This is a genomic window from Serratia sp. L9 (assembly GCF_050632285.1).
Classification (GTDB): Bacteria; Pseudomonadota; Gammaproteobacteria; order Enterobacterales; family Enterobacteriaceae; genus Chania.
Genome location: NZ_CP192591.1, coordinates 716,773 through 738,706, shown reverse-complemented (window position 1 = coordinate 738,706; position 21,934 = coordinate 716,773). Strand labels below are relative to the sequence as shown.

Annotated in this window: 11 protein-coding genes, 5 tRNA genes, 3 rRNA genes and 4 pseudogenes; 20 read left to right on the top strand and 3 right to left on the bottom strand. The window is 50.5% G+C overall.

Translation table 11 applies throughout. The features are described from left to right. Positions 1-10: 10 nt before the first annotated feature. Positions 11-2,202 (bottom strand): annotated as a pseudogene (gene fadB, locus ACQ86O_RS03510) (fatty acid oxidation complex subunit alpha FadB). A gap of 286 nt (positions 2,203-2,488) precedes the next feature. On the opposite strand from fadB, the gene pepQ reads away from it, so the two are divergent. The 10 genes and pseudogenes from pepQ to birA all read left to right on the top strand — a co-directional run bounded on the left by pepQ (position 2,489) and on the right by birA (position 14,596). Beyond that, complete coding sequence (gene pepQ / locus ACQ86O_RS03505) at positions 2,489-3,820, top strand: Xaa-Pro dipeptidase (RefSeq protein WP_431224141.1); 1,332 nt, start codon at positions 2,489-2,491, stop codon at positions 3,818-3,820. Next, a pseudogene (locus tag ACQ86O_RS03500) lies at positions 3,820-4,434 on the top strand (IMPACT family protein). The gene pepQ and the pseudogene ACQ86O_RS03500 overlap by 1 nt, the downstream one beginning before the upstream one ends. 35 nt (positions 4,435-4,469) lie before the next feature. Next, a complete protein-coding gene (trkH, locus tag ACQ86O_RS03495; RefSeq protein ID WP_431224140.1) occupies positions 4,470-5,921 on the top strand; it encodes a Trk system potassium transporter TrkH in 1,452 nt (483 codons plus the stop codon). Positions 5,922-5,942: 21 nt separating this feature from the next. Further along, positions 5,943-6,475: pseudogene (gene hemG / locus ACQ86O_RS03490) on the top strand (menaquinone-dependent protoporphyrinogen IX dehydrogenase). A gap of 444 nt (positions 6,476-6,919) precedes the next feature. Further along, a 16S ribosomal RNA gene (locus tag ACQ86O_RS03485) occupies positions 6,920-8,461 on the top strand. Between the two features lie 143 nt (positions 8,462-8,604). Continuing rightward, positions 8,605-8,680: transfer RNA gene (locus ACQ86O_RS03480), tRNA-Glu, on the top strand. Between the two features lie 373 nt (positions 8,681-9,053). Next, positions 9,054-11,961: ribosomal RNA gene (locus ACQ86O_RS03475) — 23S ribosomal RNA — on the top strand. Positions 11,962-12,067: 106 nt separating this feature from the next. Continuing rightward, positions 12,068-12,183 (top strand): 5S ribosomal RNA (rrf, locus tag ACQ86O_RS03470). The 16S, 23S and 5S rRNA genes sit together here with 1 tRNA gene alongside, the layout of an rRNA operon. A gap of 416 nt (positions 12,184-12,599) precedes the next feature. Further along, on the top strand, positions 12,600-13,637 hold the full coding sequence (murB, locus tag ACQ86O_RS03465) for a UDP-N-acetylmuramate dehydrogenase (RefSeq protein ID WP_431224139.1): 1,038 nt from the start codon (positions 12,600-12,602) through the stop codon (positions 13,635-13,637). Beyond that, a complete protein-coding gene (gene birA, locus ACQ86O_RS03460) occupies positions 13,634-14,596 on the top strand; it encodes a bifunctional biotin--[acetyl-CoA-carboxylase] ligase/biotin operon repressor BirA (RefSeq protein WP_431224138.1) in 963 nt (320 codons plus the stop codon). The genes murB and birA overlap by 4 nt, the downstream gene beginning before the upstream one ends. A 44-nt stretch (positions 14,597-14,640) precedes the next feature. Here birA and coaA read toward each other — a convergent pair. Both coaA and ACQ86O_RS03450 read right to left on the bottom strand, forming a co-directional pair. After that, positions 14,641-15,590: pseudogene (gene coaA, locus ACQ86O_RS03455) on the bottom strand (type I pantothenate kinase). 220 nt (positions 15,591-15,810) lie between these two features. Next, positions 15,811-16,359 (bottom strand): GNAT family N-acetyltransferase, encoded by a 549-nt coding sequence (locus tag ACQ86O_RS03450; protein ID WP_431224137.1) that lies wholly within the window; start codon positions 16,357-16,359, stop codon positions 15,811-15,813. Positions 16,360-16,749: 390 nt separating this feature from the next. Between ACQ86O_RS03450 and ACQ86O_RS03445 the strand changes: the two genes are divergently transcribed. The 10 genes from ACQ86O_RS03445 (at position 16,750) to rplJ (ending at position 21,897) form a co-directional block, all read left to right on the top strand. Continuing rightward, positions 16,750-16,825: transfer RNA gene (locus tag ACQ86O_RS03445), tRNA-Thr, on the top strand. A gap of 37 nt (positions 16,826-16,862) precedes the next feature. Further along, positions 16,863-16,947 (top strand) — tRNA-Tyr (locus ACQ86O_RS03440). A gap of 196 nt (positions 16,948-17,143) precedes the next feature. Then, positions 17,144-17,218: transfer RNA gene (locus tag ACQ86O_RS03435), tRNA-Gly, on the top strand. 6 nt (positions 17,219-17,224) lie between these two features. Then, a tRNA-Thr gene (locus tag ACQ86O_RS03430) sits at positions 17,225-17,300 on the top strand. 109 nt (positions 17,301-17,409) lie between these two features. Beyond that, complete coding sequence (gene tuf / locus ACQ86O_RS03425) at positions 17,410-18,594, top strand: elongation factor Tu (protein WP_431224136.1); 1,185 nt, start codon at positions 17,410-17,412, stop codon at positions 18,592-18,594. A gap of 256 nt (positions 18,595-18,850) precedes the next feature. Next, complete coding sequence (gene secE, locus ACQ86O_RS03420) at positions 18,851-19,234, top strand: preprotein translocase subunit SecE (protein WP_202673268.1); 384 nt, start codon at positions 18,851-18,853, stop codon at positions 19,232-19,234. A 1-nt stretch (position 19,235) separates the two neighbouring features. Further along, positions 19,236-19,781, top strand: a complete 546-nt coding sequence (nusG, locus tag ACQ86O_RS03415; RefSeq protein WP_431224135.1) for a transcription termination/antitermination protein NusG — start codon at positions 19,236-19,238, stop codon at positions 19,779-19,781. A gap of 158 nt (positions 19,782-19,939) precedes the next feature. After that, positions 19,940-20,368 (top strand): 50S ribosomal protein L11, encoded by a 429-nt coding sequence (rplK, locus tag ACQ86O_RS03410; RefSeq protein ID WP_431224134.1) that lies wholly within the window; start codon positions 19,940-19,942, stop codon positions 20,366-20,368. 3 nt (positions 20,369-20,371) lie between these two features. After that, positions 20,372-21,076, top strand: coding sequence for a 50S ribosomal protein L1 (gene rplA, locus ACQ86O_RS03405; protein WP_431224133.1), 705 nt, complete (start codon positions 20,372-20,374; stop codon positions 21,074-21,076). A gap of 323 nt (positions 21,077-21,399) precedes the next feature. Next, positions 21,400-21,897 (top strand): 50S ribosomal protein L10, encoded by a 498-nt coding sequence (gene rplJ / locus ACQ86O_RS03400; protein WP_317694221.1) that lies wholly within the window; start codon positions 21,400-21,402, stop codon positions 21,895-21,897. Positions 21,898-21,934 lie beyond the last annotated feature (37 nt).

Here is a 21,934-nt window from a genome sequence, read left to right as displayed (position 1 = left end):
CTTTATGACCTCATGCCGGTTGGCCAGTGGAGATATCAGACAGCGCCGCTGTCACCACTGGGTAGTAGCTTTCATTACGTTCCGCCTTGGCTCGCAGACCGGCTGGTACCTGGTACAACGGCCCTAAATGAGCGTAACGCTGTGCCATTTCAACGTAATTGGCAGTGCCAAGCGTATCCAGATAGCGGAATGCGCCGCCGTGGAACGGAGGGAAGCCGATGCCATAGACCAACGCCATATCTGCTTCTGCCGGGCTGGCCACGATGCCTTCTTCCAGGCAGCGTACCACTTCGTTGATCATCGGGATCATCATGCGAGCGATGATCTCTTCACCGCTGATGGTCAGTGCCGCTTGGCTCACTTCTGCCAGCAGGGCATCGGTTTGCTCATCGTTATCTTTACGCGGCTTGCCTTTGCTATCCTGGCTGTAACGGTAGAAGCCCAACTGGTTTTTCTGGCCGAAACGCTGGTTATCGAACATCACGTCGATTGCATCGCGGTAATCTTTACCCATACGCTCGGGGAAACCGCTGGCCATCACCGCTTGTGCATGGTGAGCGGTATCAATACCCACCACGTCTAACAGATAAGCTGGGCCCATTGGCCAGCCAAACTGTTTTTCCATTACTTTGTCAATCTGGCGGAAATCAGCACCGTCACGCAGCAGCAGGCTGAAACCGGCGAAATACGGGAACAGCACGCGGTTAACAAAGAATCCAGGGCAATCGTTGACCACGATTGGCGTTTTACCCATGCGAGTGGCATAGGCCACTACGGCGGCGATGGTGCTGTCACTGGTTTGTTCACCACGAATAATTTCAACTAGCGGCATGCGGTGCACCGGGTTGAAGAAGTGCATGCCGCAGAAGTTTTGCGGGCGCTTCAACGATTTTGCCAGGTGATTAATCGGGATGGTCGAAGTGTTAGAGGCAAGAACGGTGTCTTCACCGATCAGACCTTCCACTTCAGACAATACCGCCGCTTTTACTTTCGGGTTTTCCACTACCGCTTCGACAATCAGTTGGGCACGCTCAATACCGGCGTAATCCAGTGTTGGCTGGATGGTCGACAGCACCTGAGCCATCTTCAGTCCATCCAACTTTCCACGTTCCAACTGCTTGTTCAGTAACTTGGCCGCTTCATTCATGCCTAGCGTCAGAGATTTGTCACTGATGTCTTTCATGATCACCGGCACACCTTTCAATGCCGATTGGTAGGCAATCCCACCCCCATGATCCCGGCACCCAGAACGGCGGCCTGCTTGGGAGCCTCAATGTTTTTTGCCAGTTTTTTCGCCTGGCCTTTCACGAATTGATCGTTGAGGAAAATGCCCACCAAGGCGCGTGCTTCATTAGAGCGTGCCAAAGGCACGAAGCTGGCCGTTTCCAACTTCAGCGCTTCGTCACGGCCTAACTTGGCGGCTGCTTCGATAGTTTTTACCGCAGTCATTGGGGCAGGGTAATGTTTGCCAGCGGTTTGCAGCACCATGCCTTTGGCTGTGGTGAAGCTCATGGCGGCTTCAATCGGGCTCAGTTTCAGCGGTTCCAGCTTCGGTTGGCGCTGGGCACGCCAGTCGAGTTGGCCGTCGATCGCCTGCTGCAGGACTTTCAGCGCGGCTTCCACCAGTTTTTCTGGTGCTACTACCGCATCAACCAGCCCGACTTTGAGTGCATCTTTTGCCCCGATATCTTTCCCGGCGGCAATGATTTCCAGAGCGCTATCGTTACCCAACAGGCGTGGCAAGCGCACTGAACCGCCAAATCCTGGCATGATGCCCAGTTTGGTTTCTGGCAGGCCGATACGTGCATCCGGGGAGGCTATACGGAAATCGGTCGCCAGGATGCATTCGCAACCTCCACCCAATGCATAACCATTAATGGCTGCAATGGTCGGCACCGGTAAATCTTCGAGGCGGTTGAAAATAGCGTTGGCAAATACCAACCATTCGTGCAGCTTTTCAGCCGGTGCGGCAAACAGCGAGAGGAACTCGGTGATATCGGCACCCACAATAAATGCGGCTTTAGAAGAGCGCAGCAGCAACCCTTTCAGCTCGGTCTGCTTTTCCAGCACGTCGAGCGCACCACCCAGACTGGCAACGGTGCTGGTATCCAGCTTGTTGATCGAGCCTGGTGCGTTGAACACCAGCTCGGCGATGCCGTTTTCGAGCCAGTGTACTTGTAATGTTTCGCCTTGGTAGAGCATGTCTATCTCCTGAATCAGCGCTTATGATCTGGTATGACCAGATGCTGAGGAGTGTGGTTTTTATGTTAACAATTTGCAAATAATAGATTGCAAATTTGCAAACTCGATCACAGGGTGAATGGCTAATTCATTGATATAAAGCAATGTTATTTTTCTGGCCTACGGCAGAGGATTTGGCGGTTTACCTCTTCCTCTACACTGTTACATGCATGATGAGATGGGCTTGGAGCGCAGAATCAGTGTGTTAAGATGACATCTTCCTTTCTGAGGGCATAAGGGTACTGTGATGGAAACGCTGGCTTCTTTGTATAACGACCACCTGGTAACGCTGCAAAAACGAGCTCGTGAAGTATTAGAGCGCAATAAACTGGATGCGTTGCTGATCCACTCTGGTGAACTGCAACGGGTATTTCTGGATGACCATAACTATCCGTTTAAGGTGAACGCCAACTTCAAAGCGTGGGTGCCGGTCACTTCAGTACCGAACTGCTGGCTGTGGGTGGATGGCGTTAACAAACCAAAGCTATGGTTCTATGCTCCGGTGGATTACTGGCATAGTGTTGAACCGTTACCGAACAGTTTCTGGACCAAATCCATTGAATTGCAGCCGTTGACCAATGCGGATGATATTGCCAGCCAACTGCCGCAACAGCGTGAGCGTGTAGGCTATATTGGTTATGCGCAACAGCGCGCTCTTTCTCTTGGCATTGCAGCAGACAACATCAACCCTCAGGCAGTGCTGAATTTCCTGGATTTCCATCGTTCGATCAAAACTGGCTATGAGCTGGCCTGTATGCGCGAGGCGCAAAAAACGGCCGTGATGGGGCATCGTGCCGCACACGAAGCTTTCCAATCAGGTATGAGTGAGTTTGATATCAACCAGGCGTACCTGACTGCGACCGGCCATCGCGATACCAATGTGCCTTACGATAACATCGTGGCTCTGAACGAACATGCAGCGGTGTTGCATTATACCAAGCTGGACCATCAGCCCCCGGCTGAAACCCGTAGTTTCCTGATTGACGCTGGTGCGGAATATAACGGCTACGCGGCGGATCTGACCCGTACTTATGCAGGCCAGAATGACAATGCTTTCGCCCATCTGGTGAAGGATCTGAATAACGAACAGCTGGCATTGATTGGCACGATAAAAGCTGGAGTGCGTTACACCGATTACCACGTGCAAATGCATCAGCGCATCGCCAAACTGTTGAAAAGCCACAAGCTGGTGAGTGGGATCAGTGAAGAGGCCATGGTTGAGCAAGGGCTTACCTGCCCATTCCTGCCGCATGGCTTAGGCCACCCGCTTGGATTGCAGGTACATGACGCTGCCGGTTTTATGCAGGATGAGAATGGGACCCATCTGGCCGCACCCGCCAAATATCCCTTCTTGCGTTGCACCCGCATATTGCAACCTGGCATGGTAATGACTATCGAGCCAGGCATGTATTTTATTGAGTCCCTGCTGGCTCCGTGGCGTACTGGCGAATTCAGTAAGCATTTTGCCTGGGACCGTATCGATGCGCTGAAACCTTACGGCGGGATCCGTATTGAGGACAATATTGTGATTCATGAGAAGCGTATCGAGAATATGACGCGTGATCTGAATCTGGCCTGATGCAGCCTTACCCGATCCCTGGCGCTGTTATCAGCGTGAGTGAAGAGATAAAGAAAAGCCGCTTTATCACCTTGTTGGCACCAACCTGTGGGGCGGAGGCGGCCAAAGCTTTTATCCAGCAGGTTCGAGAAGAACACCCAACAGCCCGGCATCATTGCTGGGCTTTTGTTGCCGGAGCGCCGGATGATTCGCAGCAACTGGGGTTTTCCGATGATGGCGAACCTTCGGGTACGGCTGGCAAACCTATCCTGGCTCAATTAATGGGCAGTGGTATTGGTGAGATCACTGCAGTGGTGGTGCGTTACTACGGTGGAGTCAAGCTGGGAACCGGCGGCCTGGTGAGAGCTTACAGCGGTGGCGTGCAACAGGCATTGAAACAACTGCTTGTCAGCTACAAGGTGCCGCAGGTCGAATATACTTTGCAGTGCGACTATGCACAGCTGGCACTGATAGAAAATCTTCTGCAGTAAAGTGAAGGGCGAATTGTGCATGGGGAATACGGTGCAGCCGTTAGACTGCACCTGGCTTTACCGGCCATGGGCATTGAGGCATTCGGGAATAAATTACGTGACCTTAGTCGCGGAAATTTGCAATTAATCCCTATATCGCAATAATTCCCACCAATTGAATTGCTAAGGATCGTGCTGAAATGCATTTTCGCGCCATAACCCGTATCGTGGGTCTGCTGGTCATCCTGTTTTCCGGGACGATGTTTATTCCTGGTCTGGTGGCATTGATATACCGCGACGGAGCGGGGCGGGCATTCAGCCAGACCTTCTTTGTGGCAGTGACGATTGGTTTGATGCTGTGGTGGCCAAACCGCAAGCAGAAACACGAATTAAAACCGCGTGAGGGTTTCCTCATCGTGGTGTTGTTCTGGACGGTATTGGGCAGCGTCGGGGCATTGCCTTTCCTGTTTTCCGAGCGGCCCAATTTATCTTTAACTGATGCCTTCTTTGAATCTTTCTCCGGTTTAACCACTACCGGCGCTACGACGCTGGTGGGTCTGGATTCCTTACCGAAAGCTATTCTGTTCTACCGCCAGATGCTGCAATGGATGGGAGGAATGGGGATCATCGTGCTGGCAGTTGCCATACTGCCTATCCTTGGTGTCGGTGGCATGCAGTTGTACCGAGCGGAAATGCCTGGCCCGTTGAAAGATAACAAGATGCGGCCACGTATAGCCGAAACGGCCAAAACCCTGTGGCTGATCTATGTGTTGCTGACGATTGCTTGTGCGTTGGCGCTTTGGGGGGCAGGGATGTCGGTGTTTGATGCTATCGGGCATAGCTTCTCTACAATTGCTATTGGTGGATTTTCCACGCATGACGCCAGCGTTGGCTATTTTGCCAGCCCGACCATTAACACCATCATTGCTATTTTCCTGTTGATCTCCGGCTGTAACTACGGCCTACACTTTGCCTTGTTGAGCGGGCGCAGCTTGAAAGTGTATTGGCGAGATCCCGAATTCCGTATGTTTATCGCGGTGCAGTTTACCCTGGTGTTGGTGTGTACCCTGATTTTGTGGTGGCATGGCGTATATAAAAGCGGCATGGAAACCATCAATCAGGCTTTCTTCCAGGTGGTATCTATGGCTACTACCGCAGGGTTCACTACTGACAGTATTGCCAAATGGCCGTTGTTCCTGCCCATGCTGCTGCTCTGTTCTGCTTTTATCGGTGGTTGTGCGGGGTCAACCGGCGGCGGCTTGAAGGTAATCCGTATCCTGCTGCTGTATCTGCAAGGCTCGCGTGAGTTGAAGCGGTTAGTGCACCCAAATGCGGTTTACACCATCAAACTGGGCAATCGCGCATTGCCGGAGCGCATTCTCGAAGCGGTGTGGGGCTTTTTCTCAGCCTATGCGTTGGTATTTATCGTCAGCATGCTGGCTATTATCGCTACCGGTGTTGATGACTTTTCGGCGTTTGCTGCGGTTACGGCCACGCTCAACAACCTCGGGCCTGGCCTTGGCGTTGTCGCTGATAACTTTACAACTATGCCACCACCGGCAAAGTGGATACTGGTATTGACCATGCTGTTTGGGCGCTTGGAAGTGTTTACGCTGCTGGTTCTTTTCACGCCGACGTTCTGGCGTGAATAACACTATAAAAGGAGTAACGCCATGAAGGCATTAATTCTCTATTCGAGCCGTGACGGACAAACTCACTCTATTGCTTCTTATATAGCTAACAAATTGCAGGGTAACCTGAACTGCGACGTTATCGATCTGCAACAGGCTGGGGATATCGAGCTGGATCAGTACCAGCAGATACTCATAGGCGCTTCGGTGCGTTATGGGCATTTTCAACCGGCATTAATGAAGTTTGTCAAAAAACATGCCGCGAAACTCAATCAAATGCCCAGCGCTTTCTTTGCCGTTAACCTGACGGCACGTAAACCGGAAAAACGTTCACCTCAAACCAATGCCTATACCCGCAAGTTCTTGCTTTCGTCACCCTGGCAGCCAAAGCAGTGTGCCGTCTTTGCCGGGGCTTTGCGTTATCCACGTTATCGTTGGTTAGACCGTGTCATGATCCGTTTTATTATGAAGATGACGGGGGAGAAACGGATACCAGCAAAGAAGTGGAATATACAGATTGGCAGCAGGTGGACCGTTTTACCCAGGAATTCAGCCGTATCCAGTACGAAAAGTAACAAAAACGCTGCCTTGTACAGCGTTTTGCCGAAAAAACCGCGCTTGAAAAGTTTTTTGAATTTAGGGGTTGCGGCGTTCTCAGAACTCCCTATAATGCGCCTCCACTGACCGGGAACAACGACTCCTTGATAGCAAAGAATGTCGCCCAGCCAGGAAGAAGCAACCCGGTGAAAACACCGCCTCTCGCAAGAGAAAAAGGTTGACTCTTCAGCGGGAAAGCGTAATATGCACCTCCCGCGTTACCGAGAAAGATGGCGGTAACCAACGCTCTTTAACAATTTATCAGACAATCTGTGTGGGCACTCACAAGACGATATCCAGCCACCTCGGTGGCAAAAAAATATCAAGTCTTGAAGAGTGACCAAGCAGTAATTCATGCGAATGAATTATTACGAAAGTTAATTTTCGAGCATCGCTGCACGAGTTGCAGCAAATCAAGCTTTTAATTGAAGAGTTTGATCATGGCTCAGATTGAACGCTGGCGGCAGGCCTAACACATGCAAGTCGAGCGGTAGCACAGGAGAGCTTGCTCTCTGGGTGACGAGCGGCGGACGGGTGAGTAATGTCTGGGAAACTGCCCGATGGAGGGGGATAACTACTGGAAACGGTAGCTAATACCGCATAACGTCTTCGGACCAAAGTGGGGGACCTTCGGGCCTCACACCATCGGATGTGCCCAGATGGGATTAGCTAGTAGGTGGGGTAATGGCTCACCTAGGCGACGATCCCTAGCTGGTCTGAGAGGATGACCAGCCACACTGGAACTGAGACACGGTCCAGACTCCTACGGGAGGCAGCAGTGGGGAATATTGCACAATGGGCGCAAGCCTGATGCAGCCATGCCGCGTGTGTGAAGAAGGCCTTCGGGTTGTAAAGCACTTTCAGCGAGGAGGAAGGGTTCAGTGTTAATAGCGCTGGGCATTGACGTTACTCGCAGAAGAAGCACCGGCTAACTCCGTGCCAGCAGCCGCGGTAATACGGAGGGTGCAAGCGTTAATCGGAATTACTGGGCGTAAAGCGCACGCAGGCGGTTTGTTAAGTCAGATGTGAAATCCCCGAGCTTAACTTGGGAACTGCATTTGAAACTGGCAAGCTAGAGTCTTGTAGAGGGGGTAGAATTCCAGGTGTAGCGGTGAAATGCGTAGAGATCTGGAGGAATACCGGTGGCGAAGGCGGCCCCCTGGACAAAGACTGACGCTCAGGTGCGAAAGCGTGGGGAGCAAACAGGATTAGATACCCTGGTAGTCCACGCTGTAAACGATGTCGACTTGGAGGTTGTGCCCTTGAGGCGTGGCTTCCGGAGCTAACGCGTTAAGTCGACCGCCTGGGGAGTACGGCCGCAAGGTTAAAACTCAAATGAATTGACGGGGGCCCGCACAAGCGGTGGAGCATGTGGTTTAATTCGATGCAACGCGAAGAACCTTACCTACTCTTGACATCCACAGAATTCGCTAGAGATAGCTTAGTGCCTTCGGGAACTGTGAGACAGGTGCTGCATGGCTGTCGTCAGCTCGTGTTGTGAAATGTTGGGTTAAGTCCCGCAACGAGCGCAACCCTTATCCTTTGTTGCCAGCACGTCATGGTGGGAACTCAAAGGAGACTGCCGGTGATAAACCGGAGGAAGGTGGGGATGACGTCAAGTCATCATGGCCCTTACGAGTAGGGCTACACACGTGCTACAATGGCATATACAAAGAGAAGCGAACTCGCGAGAGCAAGCGGACCTCATAAAGTATGTCGTAGTCCGGATCGGAGTCTGCAACTCGACTCCGTGAAGTCGGAATCGCTAGTAATCGTAGATCAGAATGCTACGGTGAATACGTTCCCGGGCCTTGTACACACCGCCCGTCACACCATGGGAGTGGGTTGCAAAAGAAGTAGGTAGCTTAACCTTCGGGAGGGCGCTTACCACTTTGTGATTCATGACTGGGGTGAAGTCGTAACAAGGTAACCGTAGGGGAACCTGCGGTTGGATCACCTCCTTACCTAAAGATATTGGTTGAGTGCAGTGTCCACACAGATTGTCTGATGAAAAAGTAACGAGCAAAGCGCTACCTGTTGATGTAATGAGTCCCTGACTCATGCTGATACGAACCGATTAGGACATAATGTCTGATCGGATTTTCGTGTCCCCATCGTCTAGAGGCCTAGGACACTGCCCTTTCACGGCTGTAACAGGGGTTCGAATCCCCTTGGGGACGCCATCCGATAATGAGTGAAAGACATTATCACCGGTTATTTATAACCCAAAAATCTTAAAGATGACTCTCACGAGTCGTGTTTAAGATATTGCTCTTTAACAATCTGGAACAAGCTGAAAATTGAAACATGACAGCTGAAACTTATCCCTCCGTAGAACTATTGGGGTAAGGAGTAACCTGTCATAGAGTCTCTCAAATAATTGCAATACGAAGGTCATCTTCCTTGTTGCAGTGTGAGCGAGAAGATACTCGGCAAGGCGTACCGCGCACAGCAACCGCAGTGGACTTAAGGTCCATGAGGATTGCGCGCACGGAACAACGCAGCAGAGTGTGTTCGCAGCCACACCAATAAAGAAAAGACACCTTCGGGTTGTGAGGTTAAGTGACTAAGCGTACACGGTGGATGCCTAGGCAGTCAGAGGCGATGAAGGGCGTGCTAATCTGCGAAAAGTGTCGGTAAGCTGATATGAAGCGTTACAACCGGCAATACCCGAATGGGGAAACCCAGTGCAATCCGTTGCACTATCGTATGGTGAATACATAGCCATACGAGGCGAACCGGGGGAACTGAAACATCTAAGTACCCCGAGGAAAAGAAATCAACCGAGATTCCCCCAGTAGCGGCGAGCGAACGGGGAGGAGCCCAGAACCTGAATCAGTTTGTGTGTTAGTGGAAGCGTCTGGAAAGTCGCGCAGCAAAGGGTGATAGCCCCGTACACTAAAATGCACAAGGTGTGAGTTCGATGAGTAGGGCGGGACACGTGACATCCTGTCTGAATATGGGGGGACCATCCTCCAAGGCTAAATACTCCTGACTGACCGATAGTGAACCAGTACCGTGAGGGAAAGGCGAAAAGAACCCCGGCGAGGGGAGTGAAATAGAACCTGAAACCGTGTACGTACAAGCAGTGGGAGCCTACTTTGTTGGGTGACTGCGTACCTTTTGTATAATGGGTCAGCGACTTATATTTTGTAGCAAGGTTAACCGTATAGGGGAGCCGTAGGGAAACCGAGTCTTAACTGGGCGAATAGTTGCAAGGTATAGACCCGAAACCCGGTGATCTAGCCATGGGCAGGTTGAAGGTTGGGTAACACTAACTGGAGGACCGAACCGACTAATGTTGAAAAATTAGCGGATGACTTGTGGCTGGGGGTGAAAGGCCAATCAAACCGGGAGATAGCTGGTTCTCCCCGAAAGCTATTTAGGTAGCGCCTCGTGAACTCATCTTCGGGGGTAGAGCACTGTTTCGGCTAGGGGGCCATCCCGGCTTACCAAACCGATGCAAACTCCGAATACCGAAGAATGTTATCACGGGAGACACACGGCGGGTGCTAACGTCCGTCGTGAAGAGGGAAACAACCCAGACCGCCAGCTAAGGTCCCAAAGTCATGGTTAAGTGGGAAACGATGTGGGAAGGCATAGACAGCCAGGATGTTGGCTTAGAAGCAGCCATCATTTAAAGAAAGCGTAATAGCTCACTGGTCGAGTCGGCCTGCGCGGAAGATGTAACGGGGCTAAACCATGCACCGAAGCTGCGGCAGCAACGCTTAGGCGTTGTTGGGTAGGGGAGCGTTCTGTAAGCCGTTGAAGGTGGACTGTGAGGTCTGCTGGAGGTATCAGAAGTGCGAATGCTGACATAAGTAACGATAAAGCGGGTGAAAAACCCGCTCGCCGGAAGACCAAGGGTTCCTGTCCAACGTTAATCGGGGCAGGGTGAGTCGACCCCTAAGGCGAGGCCGAAAGGCGTAGTCGATGGGAAACGGGTTAATATTCCCGTACTCGGTGTTACTGCGAAGGGGGGACGGAGAAGGCTAGGCTAGCCGGGCGACGGTTGTCCCGGTTTAAGCGTGTAGGGGGTGTTCCTGGTAAATCCGGAATGCTATTAACCCTGAGGCGTGATGACGATGCACTACGGTGCAGAAGTAGTTGATGCCAAGCTTCCAGGAAAAGCCTCTAAGCATCAGGTAACATTGAATCGTACCCCAAACCGACACAGGTGGTCAGGTAGAGAATACTCAGGCGCTTGAGAGAACTCGGGTGAAGGAACTAGGCAAAATGGTGCCGTAACTTCGGGAGAAGGCACGCTGGCGCGTAGGTGAAAGGATTGACTCCTGGAGCTGAAGCCAGTCGCAGATACCAGCTGGCTGCAACTGTTTAATAAAAACACAGCACTGTGCAAACACGAAAGTGGACGTATACGGTGTGACGCCTGCCCGGTGCTGGAAGGTTAATTGATGGGGTCAGCCGCAAGGCGAAGCTCTTGATCGAAGCCCCAGTAAACGGCGGCCGTAACTATAACGGTCCTAAGGTAGCGAAATTCCTTGTCGGGTAAGTTCCGACCTGCACGAATGGCGTAATGATGGCCAGGCTGTCTCCACCCGAGACTCAGTGAAATTGAACTCGCTGTGAAGATGCAGTGTACCCGCGGCAAGACGGAAAGACCCCGTGAACCTTTACTATAGCTTGACACTGAACATTGAGCCTTGATGTGTAGGATAGGTGGGAGGCTTTGAAGTGTGGACGCCAGTCTGCATGGAGCCAACCTTGAAATACCACCCTTTAATGTTTGATGTTCTAACTCGGCCCCATAATCTGGGGTGAGGACAGTGTCTGGTGGGTAGTTTGACTGGGGCGGTCTCCTCCCAAAGAGTAACGGAGGAGCACGAAGGTTAGCTAATCACGGTCGGACATCGTGAGGTTAGTGCAAAGGCATAAGCTAGCTTGACTGCGAGAGTGACGGCTCGAGCAGGTACGAAAGTAGGTCTTAGTGATCCGGTGGTTCTGAATGGAAGGGCCATCGCTCAACGGATAAAAGGTACTCCGGGGATAACAGGCTGATACCGCCCAAGAGTTCATATCGACGGCGGTGTTTGGCACCTCGATGTCGGCTCATCACATCCTGGGGCTGAAGTAGGTCCCAAGGGTATGGCTGTTCGCCATTTAAAGTGGTACGCGAGCTGGGTTTAGAACGTCGTGAGACAGTTCGGTCCCTATCTGCCGTGGGCGTTGGAAGATTGAGAGGGGTTGCTCCTAGTACGAGAGGACCGGAGTGAACGCACCCCTGGTGTTCGGGTTGTCATGCCAATGGCACTGCCCGGTAGCTACGTGCGGAAAAGATAAGCGCTGAAAGCATCTAAGCGCGAAACTTGCCTCGAGATGAGTCTTCCCTGGGCCTTTAAGGTCCCTGAAGGAACGTTTAAGACTAAGACGTTGATAGGCTGGGTGTGTAAGTGCAGCGATGCATTGAGCTAACCAGTACTAATGAACCGTGAGGCTTAACCTTACAACACCGAAGGTGTTTTAGAGAGACGAGATTGATTTTCAGCGAAGTTCCGAGATTGGATTGGCTGGCATGACGAAAGTGATGCGGGTTGATGAAACAGAATTTGCCTGGCGGCGATAGCGCGGTGGTCCCACCTGACCCCATGCCGAACTCAGAAGTGAAACGCCGTAGCGCCGATGGTAGTGTGGGGTCTCCCCATGCGAGAGTAGGACACTGCCAGGCATCAAATAAGCCAAGAGGCCATCCGAAAGGATGGCCTTTTTGCTATGCGAAAAATGCAAAGCCACAAGGCTCCCACTCCTTTTTGGCGCAAGATTGGTTTACCGGACCCGTTCGGGAATGATTAAATATAACAAAGATCTCAGCCGGTAATATTCATATGGTTTTTGGCTGTATACTCATAATCTATATTCATACATAAATTTAATGACTATAACTTTTATATAACCCAGGGTTTTTCTTGGATAAAAATAAAGTAAATATCTTATCTATATGATTTTTATAGTTGTTTATCTTAATTGATAAGCACCAGCGCTATTAGGTAACAATAAAAATTAAGCCAATAACAACAAATAATAGCCATAGATGACGAATCGAGTAGACTAGATGATAATTTATTGCGTATGAGTATTTAAATCATGTCTACTGAAAGCGCCTCTTTAAAAAATCACAATACTTTTGCGCTCCCGGTCAATGCTGCGCATCTAGTCATTGCTGAACAAATCGAAATGATGATCAAAGCTTGGCAGAAAGCGCAAAAACGCAAAGAGCCAATGCTGGTTCTTGGGGAAGGAAGTAACGTCCTGTTCCTGGAAGACTTTGCTGGAACGGTCATGATTAATAACCTAAAAGGTATTGAGATCCGGGAGCAGGATGACGCTTGGCATCTCCATGTCAGTGCAGGAGAGAATTGGCACCATCTGGTAAGTCATACGCTTGAATGTGGGATCCCAGGGCTGGAAAACCTTGCTTTGATCCCTGGTCTGGTTGGTTCAGCTCCAATCCAGAATATTGGGGCGTACGGTATTGAGCTGAAGCAGGTGTGTGAGTATGTCGATCTGCTGGATCTGACAACTGGTGAGATCGACCGCATAGATCATCAGGACTGTGAGTTTGGTTACCGTGAAAGTATTTTTAAGCATGAGCTTAAAGATGGTTTCGTCATTGTAGGAGTTGGCTTACGGCTTAATAAACAGTGGAGCCCGCAACTTAATTATGGTGACCTTACCAAACTGGATCCGCAAACTGTAACGCCGCTGCAAGTGTTTGAGTCAGTATGCGCTATGCGACGCAGCAAGCTGCCGGATCCAAGTATCACGGGCAATGCTGGCAGCTTCTTTAAAAACCCTCTAGTGAGTGGGGAAACTGCCAATGAGTTGCTGACCCAATACCCATCAATGCCACACTATCCGCAGCAGGATGGGCAAGTGAAACTGGCTGCTGGCTGGCTTATCGACCAGTGCTCGCTCAAGGGATATCAGATTGGTGGCGCAGCAGTGCATCGCCAGCAGGCTTTGGTATTAGTGAATGCCGATAATGCCTCCAGCCAGGATGTGGTCGCGTTAGCAAGGCATGTGCGCAATACGGTAGCGTCCAAATTTGGTGTCTGGTTAGAGCCAGAGGTTCGTTTTATTGGTGCCATAGGCGAACTGAATGCTGTAGAGGTGTTGTCATGAAAGACACCAGAGTCCCTTTAAAAATTATCTCGTTGCTGGCGGATGGTGAATTTCACTCTGGAGAGCATTTGGGTGAATCTCTGGGGATGAGCCGCGCGGCGATTAACAAGCATATTCAGACGATTAGGGAGTGGGGAGTCGACGTCTTCACTGTCCCTGGTAAGGGTTACAGCCTGCCAGCAGCCATTAATCTGTTGGATGAGGAACGTATCCTCGGCCTGCTGAAAGACCGACGGGTTACGGTGTTACCGGTGGTGGATTCAACTAACCAGTATTTGCTGGATAGAATTACAGAACTGACTTCCGGGGATGCTTGCATTGCAGAATACCAGCAGGCAGGCCGTGGGCGGCGCGGGCGACAGTGGGTTTCTCCTTTCGGCGCCAACCTCTATCTGTCCATGTTTTGGCGCCTTGAGCAAGGGCCTGCGGCTGCGATGGGATTGAGCTTGGTTATTGGTATTGTGATGGCTGAAGTGCTGCATCGCTTGGGGGCAGAAAAAGTACGTGTTAAATGGCCAAACGATTTATACCTTAACGATCGCAAGTTGGCAGGTATTCTCGTCGAACTGACAGGGAAAACCGGGGATGCTGCCCAACTGGTTATGGGGGCCGGTATTAATATGGCCATGCGGGAAAGCAATGCCAGCCAGATTGATCAACGTTGGATCAACTTGCAGGAAGCCGGGATTACTATCGACCGCAATGAATTGGCGGCAACGTTGCTAAATGAGCTACGCCAATCGCTACGAGAATTTGAAATAGAAGGCCTTGCACCGTTTATTCCTCGTTGGCGCGCTCTGGATAACTTTATAGGTCGTCCGGTAAAATTATTAATTGGTGAGCAACAAATTTTTGGTACTGCCCGAGGCATTGATCAGCAAGGTGCCTTATTGCTTGAGCAGGGTGGCGTCATTAAGCCATTTATTGGTGGTGAAATATCTTTGCGCAGCGCAGAATAATTTAAACAATAAGAGAGGCAACGGGCCTCTCTTATTCTCTTTACCTACTTACGAAGCCGAACACTTTCCACCGCATGATTGGCGCTTTTGGTCATAATTAAACTGGCTCTTTCACGTGTTGGCAGGATGTTTTGCTGTAAATTCAATCCGTTAATTTCATTCCATAATTGTGTGGCTATATTAACCGCCTCTGTCTCAGGGAGCTTTGCATAGTTATGGAAATAGGAATCCGGATTAGAGAATGCGCCCTGGCGGAATTTAAGAAAACGGTTAATATACCATGTCTGCAATAACTCTTCGGGGGCATCGACATAGATAGAGAAATCAACAAAGTCGGAAACAAATACCCGATGCGGATCATGTGGATAATCCATGCCACTTTGCAGGACATTCAACCCTTCAAGGATCAGAATATCAGGTTGCTCAATAACTTTATTCCCCTGGGGAACGACATCATAGATCAAATGAGAGTAGACCGGTGCGGTAACACGCTTGGCACCAGATTTAACCTCAGAGACGAATTTCACCAGGCTATGCATATCGTAGGATTGCGGGAATCCTTTTTCTTCATCAGGCCGCGTTCATTAAGCACCTTGTTCGGGTGCAGAAAACCATCGGTAGTGATCAGTTCCACACTACGATGTTCTGGCCAACGGCTCAATAACGCCTGCAGCAAACGTGCCGTTGTGCTTTTGCCCACGGCCACACTGCCAGCTATACCGATCACATAAGGAATGCGCTGGCCATCGGTTCCCAGAAACTGTTCCAGAACAGCCTGACGGCGCAGGTTAGAACTGATGTAGAAATTCAGCAGTCGCGAAAGGGGCAGGTAGATCTGAGCTACCTCCTCCAAAGAGAGATCTTCGTTAATCCCTTTGAGTTTAACAATCTCTTCTTCCGATAATGTCAGCGGTACTGAATCTCGCAACGCAGCCCACTGGGTACGATCGAACTGAAGGTAAGGCGTCGCTAAAGATTGATCTCTTTTTATCATAAGCCAAATTCTGCCTGTTAACGCAGGTTGGGAAAGGCGCTGGACGCCAACTCCAGATAATAAACAAGCTGCATATTATAGACAGCTTGGTTTTTGGCGTAGACTTTTTTCACAAATGTTATCGATAGGCATGAGTTTATGCCGATAGTGAGAACAGGCGCGCACTTGCTAAAAGATGTGTTGCAAGACGGTATCAATAAGCAATGATACCGCTCTCAGGTCAGCTGGCGATGGCTCGAGAAGGTTGGTTAACGGTAAACAGGCGTTTGTAATAAATTACCGTTGGATGATAGTAGCCATCGGGGGTGGCGGCATAATCCGGCATTTCGCCAAGGCAATGATAGCCCAATGAACGGTATAAACCTTCGGCTGCGGAACCTGCCTGCGTGTCTAGATAAAGTAGACCCCTCTGGAGAGCCTGGGCCGTTTTTTCCAATTCTTTCATCAACGCCTGCCCAACCCCATTGCGGCGTGCACGACTGTGGACAAGTAGTTTCTGTACCTCGGCCCGGTTGCGGCCATTAGGTTTTTGGCACAAATCGAGTTGCACTGTTCCTATGACACCGCGTTCGTCTCGGGCAATCCACAACAGTAGTGCCCCTTTTGCCAGGGCTGGGCGCAGACTGTGGAAATAACTCTCGGCATCTTCATGGGGGATGAGAGTATCGTAGCCAACGGAGGCTCCATGAGTCACTGCGTCAGTCAGTAACCGTGCCAGCTCTTCACGATAAATGGGTAGCGTAGCTGCATTAATCAAAACAATTTTCATTGGTCATTCCTCCTCGGGAAGGGGTAATGAAGCAAGCAATAAATGCGCCAATGTAGCAGTTCAGCGCTGCTGGGATTGGTTCGGGATTAAAAGTGTAGTAAATGCGCTTTCAAAGCGCACTCTCATCATTTTGGTGCATCGATACCGATCCCGATTTTCATCGGGATAATTGTTTTGGTGCCGCAGGCAGCCGAACTTGTTATTGCGCACTTGCAAGACGCGAATAAAATTGTTCAGAATGATGGGTGAAGTTGCTGTGTTATTGTCTCTTGGCTGCTAAAAATTGCGAGCTAAATGCGGAAATCGGCTGATTTGTGAGCGATAGTGCATGGAACGCAATTTTTTTGTTGCATAGGCCGTCAGGTCTACCTAGAATGCGCTGCACTTGATGCCGGCTTAGCTCAGTTGGTAGAGCAACTGACTTGTAATCAGTAGGTCACCAGTTCGATTCCGGTAGCCGGCACCATCAAGTAAATGTAATTCAAGGCTAAGAGTTAAAATCTGGTGGGGTTCCCGAGCGGCCAAAGGGAGCAGACTGTAAATCTGCCGTCACAGACTTCGAAGGTTCGAATCCTTCCCCCACCACCATTTTAGACCCAAAGTTCTGGGTCACACCGAACGGTAACGCTGAGTTTCGCGCCGATCGGAGAAGGTGAAAACCTTCAAAAAAGTTCGCGCAGGGTAACGGAAGTTGCCGGCACGAAGGGTGGAGAGCAAAGCGACGAACAATCCTTCTCTACGCCTATAAATTCTACAGAAAAGTCAGGTAGCCGAGTTCCAGGATGCGGGCATCGTATAATGGCTATTACCTCAGCCTTCCAAGCTGATGATGTGGGTTCGATTCCCACTGCCCGCTCCAAGATGTGCTGATATAGCTCAGTTGGTAGAGCGCACCCTTGGTAAGGGTGAGGTCGGCAGTTCGAATCTGCCTATCAGCACCACTTCTTAATTTCTCGCCCCCTGATTTTCTTTCTGTTCTGGATTCAACAAGCAAATGCTTGGTTGATGTGGTGATACCACCGATTTATCCGTGTCTTAGAGGGACTATCGATGTCTAAAGAAAAGTTTGAACGTAAAAAACCGCACGTTAACGTCGGTACTATCGGCCACGTTGACCACGGTAAAACTACCCTGACTGCCGCAATCACTACCGTTCTGGCTAAAACCTACGGTGGTTCTGCACGTGCTTTCGACCAGATCGATAACGCACCAGAAGAAAAAGCTCGTGGTATCACCATCAACACTTCTCACGTTGAATATGACACCCCGACTCGTCACTACGCGCACGTTGACTGCCCAGGGCACGCCGACTACGTGAAAAACATGATCACCGGTGCTGCTCAGATGGACGGCGCTATCCTGGTTGTAGCAGCGACTGACGGCCCTATGCCTCAGACTCGTGAGCACATCCTGCTGGGTCGTCAGGTTGGCGTTCCTTACATCATCGTATTCATGAACAAATGTGACATGGTTGATGATGAAGAGCTGCTGGAACTGGTAGAAATGGAAGTTCGTGAACTTCTGTCTGCTTATGACTTCCCTGGTGATGACCTGCCGGTTGTTCGTGGTTCAGCACTGAAAGCACTGGAAGGCGAAGCTGAGTGGGAAGCTAAAATCATCGAGCTGGCTGGTCACCTGGATTCTTACATCCCAGAACCAGAGCGTGCTATCGACAAGCCGTTCCTGCTGCCAATCGAAGACGTATTCTCCATCTCTGGTCGTGGTACCGTTGTTACCGGTCGTGTTGAGCGCGGTATCATTAAAGTTGGCGAAGAAGTCGAAATCGTTGGTATCAAAGACACCGTTAAGTCTACCTGTACTGGCGTAGAAATGTTCCGCAAACTGCTGGACGAAGGCCGTGCGGGTGAGAACGTTGGTGTTCTGCTGCGTGGTATCAAGCGTGAAGATATCGAACGTGGTCAGGTTCTGGCCAAACCAGGTTCTATCAAGCCACACACCAAATTTGACTCAGAAGTGTATATCCTGAGCAAAGATGAAGGTGGTCGTCATACGCCATTCTTTAAAGGCTACCGTCCGCAGTTCTACTTCCGTACCACTGACGTGACCGGTACCATCGAACTGCCAGAAGGCGTAGAGATGGTAATGCCAGGCGATAACGTGAACATGGTTGTTACCCTGATCCACCCAATCGCGATGGACGACGGTCTGCGTTTCGCAATCCGTGAAGGTGGCCGTACCGTTGGCGCAGGTGTTGTTGCTAAAGTTATCGCTTAATTGCGGATAATATTTGACGCGACATGCGCTAAAAGGGCATCATTTGATGCCCTTTTTCTACGCTGTGAACTAGAACCTATCTCATCAGCGATTTTGCAGTCATAATCATTGGTGAGATGGGCTCTTAAAGAGTATTGACTGAAATACGTCATAGCGTAAAACACCGAGATGCTGCCGAGCGGCATCTAATCGGTTTGGTTTGCCTCGCATTGCGAGGCAAAGTTGTTTGTTCGAATCATTAGTGACAGGTTGGTTTATGAGTGCGAATACCGAGGCTCAAGGGAGCGGGCGCGGCCTTGAAGCGGCCAAGTGGTCAATCGTCGCCGTTCTGTTGGTTGTGGCTATCGTCGGTAACTATTACTACCGTGATTTCAGCTTGCCATTGCGCGCGCTGGCAGTTGTCGTGGTCATTGCTGTGGCAGGTGTAGTGGCGTTGATGACCACCAAAGGCAAAGCTACCGTTGCGTTTGCGCGTGAAGCGCGTACTGAAGTACGTAAAGTGATCTGGCCAACTCGTCAGGAAACGTTACACACCACGTTGATCGTTGCCGCGGTAACAGCCGTGATGTCACTGATTCTGTGGGGCCTGGATGGTATTCTGGTCCGTCTGGTATCGTTTATTACTGGCCTGAGGTTCTAAAATGTCTGAAGCCCCAAAAAAGCGTTGGTACGTCGTTCAGGCGTTTTCCGGTTTTGAAGGTCGCGTTGCGCAATCGCTGCGCGAGCACATCAAACTGCACGATATGGAAGAGCTGTTCGGCGAAGTCATGGTGCCCACTGAAGAAGTGGTTGAAATCCGTGGTGGCCTGCGTCGCAAGAGTGAGCGTAAATTCTTCCCTGGCTATGTATTGGTTCAGATGGTGATGAACGATGCCAGTTGGCATCTGGTGCGCAGTGTTCCTCGTGTTATGGGCTTCATCGGTGGGACCTCCGATCGTCCTGCACCGATCAGCGATAAAGAAGTGGACGCGATTATGAACCGCCTTCAGCAGGCTGGTGATAAACCACGTCCAAAAACGCTGTTCGAACCGGGCGAATTGGTACGCGTCAACGATGGCCCATTTGCCGACTTCAATGGCGTTGTCGAAGAAGTGGACTACGAGAAGAGCCGTCTGAAAGTATCTGTTTCCATCTTTGGCCGTGCAACGCCAGTGGAGCTGGACTTCGCTCAGGTTGAAAAAGGCTGATCGAATAATCAGCTAGGCAAGAGGATTCGTGGCTTGTCAGAGGCGCGAAATTGAACTACAATTTCGCGCCTTTTGTTTTTAGATGTTCTGCTCTTAGGGCGGGACAAAGCACGGGGAGCCTCTAAAGAGGCGATACTACCCAAAACGAGGAAATATCAATGGCCAAGAAAGTACAAGCCTACGTCAAGCTGCAAGTTGCAGCCGGTATGGCTAACCCTAGCCCACCAGTTGGTCCAGCTCTGGGTCAGCAGGGTGTTAACATCATGGAATTCTGTAAGGCGTTCAATGCTAAGACTGACAGCGTTGAAAAAGGTCTGCCGATCCCTGTTGTTATTACAGTTTATTCTGATCGCTCCTTCACCTTCGTTACCAAAACTCCTCCAGCAGCAGTTCTGTTGAAGAAAGCGGCTGGTATCAAGTCTGGTTCTGGTAAGCCGAACAAAGACAAAGTGGGTAAAGTGACAAGTGCGCAGGTACGTGAAATCGCAGAAACCAAAGCTGCGGACATGACTGGTTCTGACGCTGAAGCGATGATTCGCTCCATCGAAGGTACTGCTCGTTCCATGGGCCTGGTAGTGGAGGATTAAGAAATGGCTAAGCTGACCAAGCGCATGCGCGTGATCCGTGACAAAGTTGATGCTACTAAACAGTATGACATCATCGAAGCTGTTGCTCTGCTGAAAGAGCTGGCCACCGCTAAATTCGTAGAAAGCGTTGACGTTGCTGTTAACCTCGGCATCGACGCTCGTAAATCAGACCAAAACGTACGTGGTGCTACCGTTCTGCCACACGGCACCGGTCGTTCTGTTCGCGTTGCCGTATTTGCCCAAGGCCCTAACGCTGAAGCTGCTAAAGCTGCAGGCGCAGAGCTGGTAGGTATGGAAGATCTGGCTGACCAGATCAAAAAAGGCGAAATGAACTTCGACGTTGTTATTGCTTCCCCGGATGCAATGCGCGTTGTTGGTCAACTGGGCCAGATCCTGGGTCCACGTGGCCTGATGCCAAACCCGAAAGTGGGTACCGTTACTCCGAACGTTGCTGAAGCAGTGAAAAATGCTAAAGCAGGCCAGGTTCGTTATCGTAACGACAAAAACGGCATCATCCATACCACCATCGGTAAGGTTGATTTCGACACAGACAAGCTGAAAGAAAACCTGGAAGCTCTGCTGGTTGCGCTGAAAAAAGCTAAACCATCACAGGCGAAAGGCATGTACATCAAGAAAGTTAGCCTCTCCACCACCATGGGTGCTGGCGTTGCTATCGATCAAAGCGGCTTGACTGCTGTAGCGAACTAATCATTTTGTGATTATCGCTTTGACTTGGGGTTAAGATTTGTCTAGAATCTTATGCCCCAAGGTTCTGCTATATGTGGAACAAAAGATTTTTCGGTTGGAGCCTGGCCTATCCAGGCCTCCGTCCAAGACCGCAGGTGTATCGAAAGATACTTAATTCTTCCTGCGTAGACGGTGACAGAGCCTAAAGAAAGTTTTCTTTTATAGAATGTCTTTGCTGGATTCTGCTCACCGTGTTAAGCCGCTCAACGCCGAGTGTTTACACAAGGTGTTGAGTGAAGTGAGTTCCGGGGAATTTTCCCGGCTAATCCAGGAGCAAAAAGCTAATGGCATTAAATCTTCAAGACAAACAAGCGATTGTTGCTGAAGTCAACGAAGTAGCCAAAGGCGCGCTGTCTGCGGTTGTTGCGGATTCTCGCGGCGTTACCGTTGATAAAATGACTGAACTGCGTAAAGCAGGTCGTGAAGCTGGCGTTTACATGCGTGTTGTTCGCAACACCTTGATGCGTCGCGTAGTTGAAGGCACTCCGTTCGAATGCCTGAAAGACACGTTTGTCGGTCCTACCTTGATTGCATTCTCTCACGAACACCCGGGCGCTGCTGCTCGTCTGTTCAAAGAGTTCGCGAAAGCGAATGCAAAATTTGAGGTTAAAGCTGCGGCCTTTGAAGGTGAGCTGATCCCTGCGGCACAAATTGACCGCTTGGCAACTCTGCCTACTTACGATGAAGCAATCGCACGCCTGATGGCAACCATGAAAGAAGCCGCTGCTGGCAAATTGGTTCGCACTCTGGCTGCACTGCGCGATCAGAAAGAAGCGGCATAAGCCCTTTTTCTTAGCCTTTGCTTACGTATTTAAACTA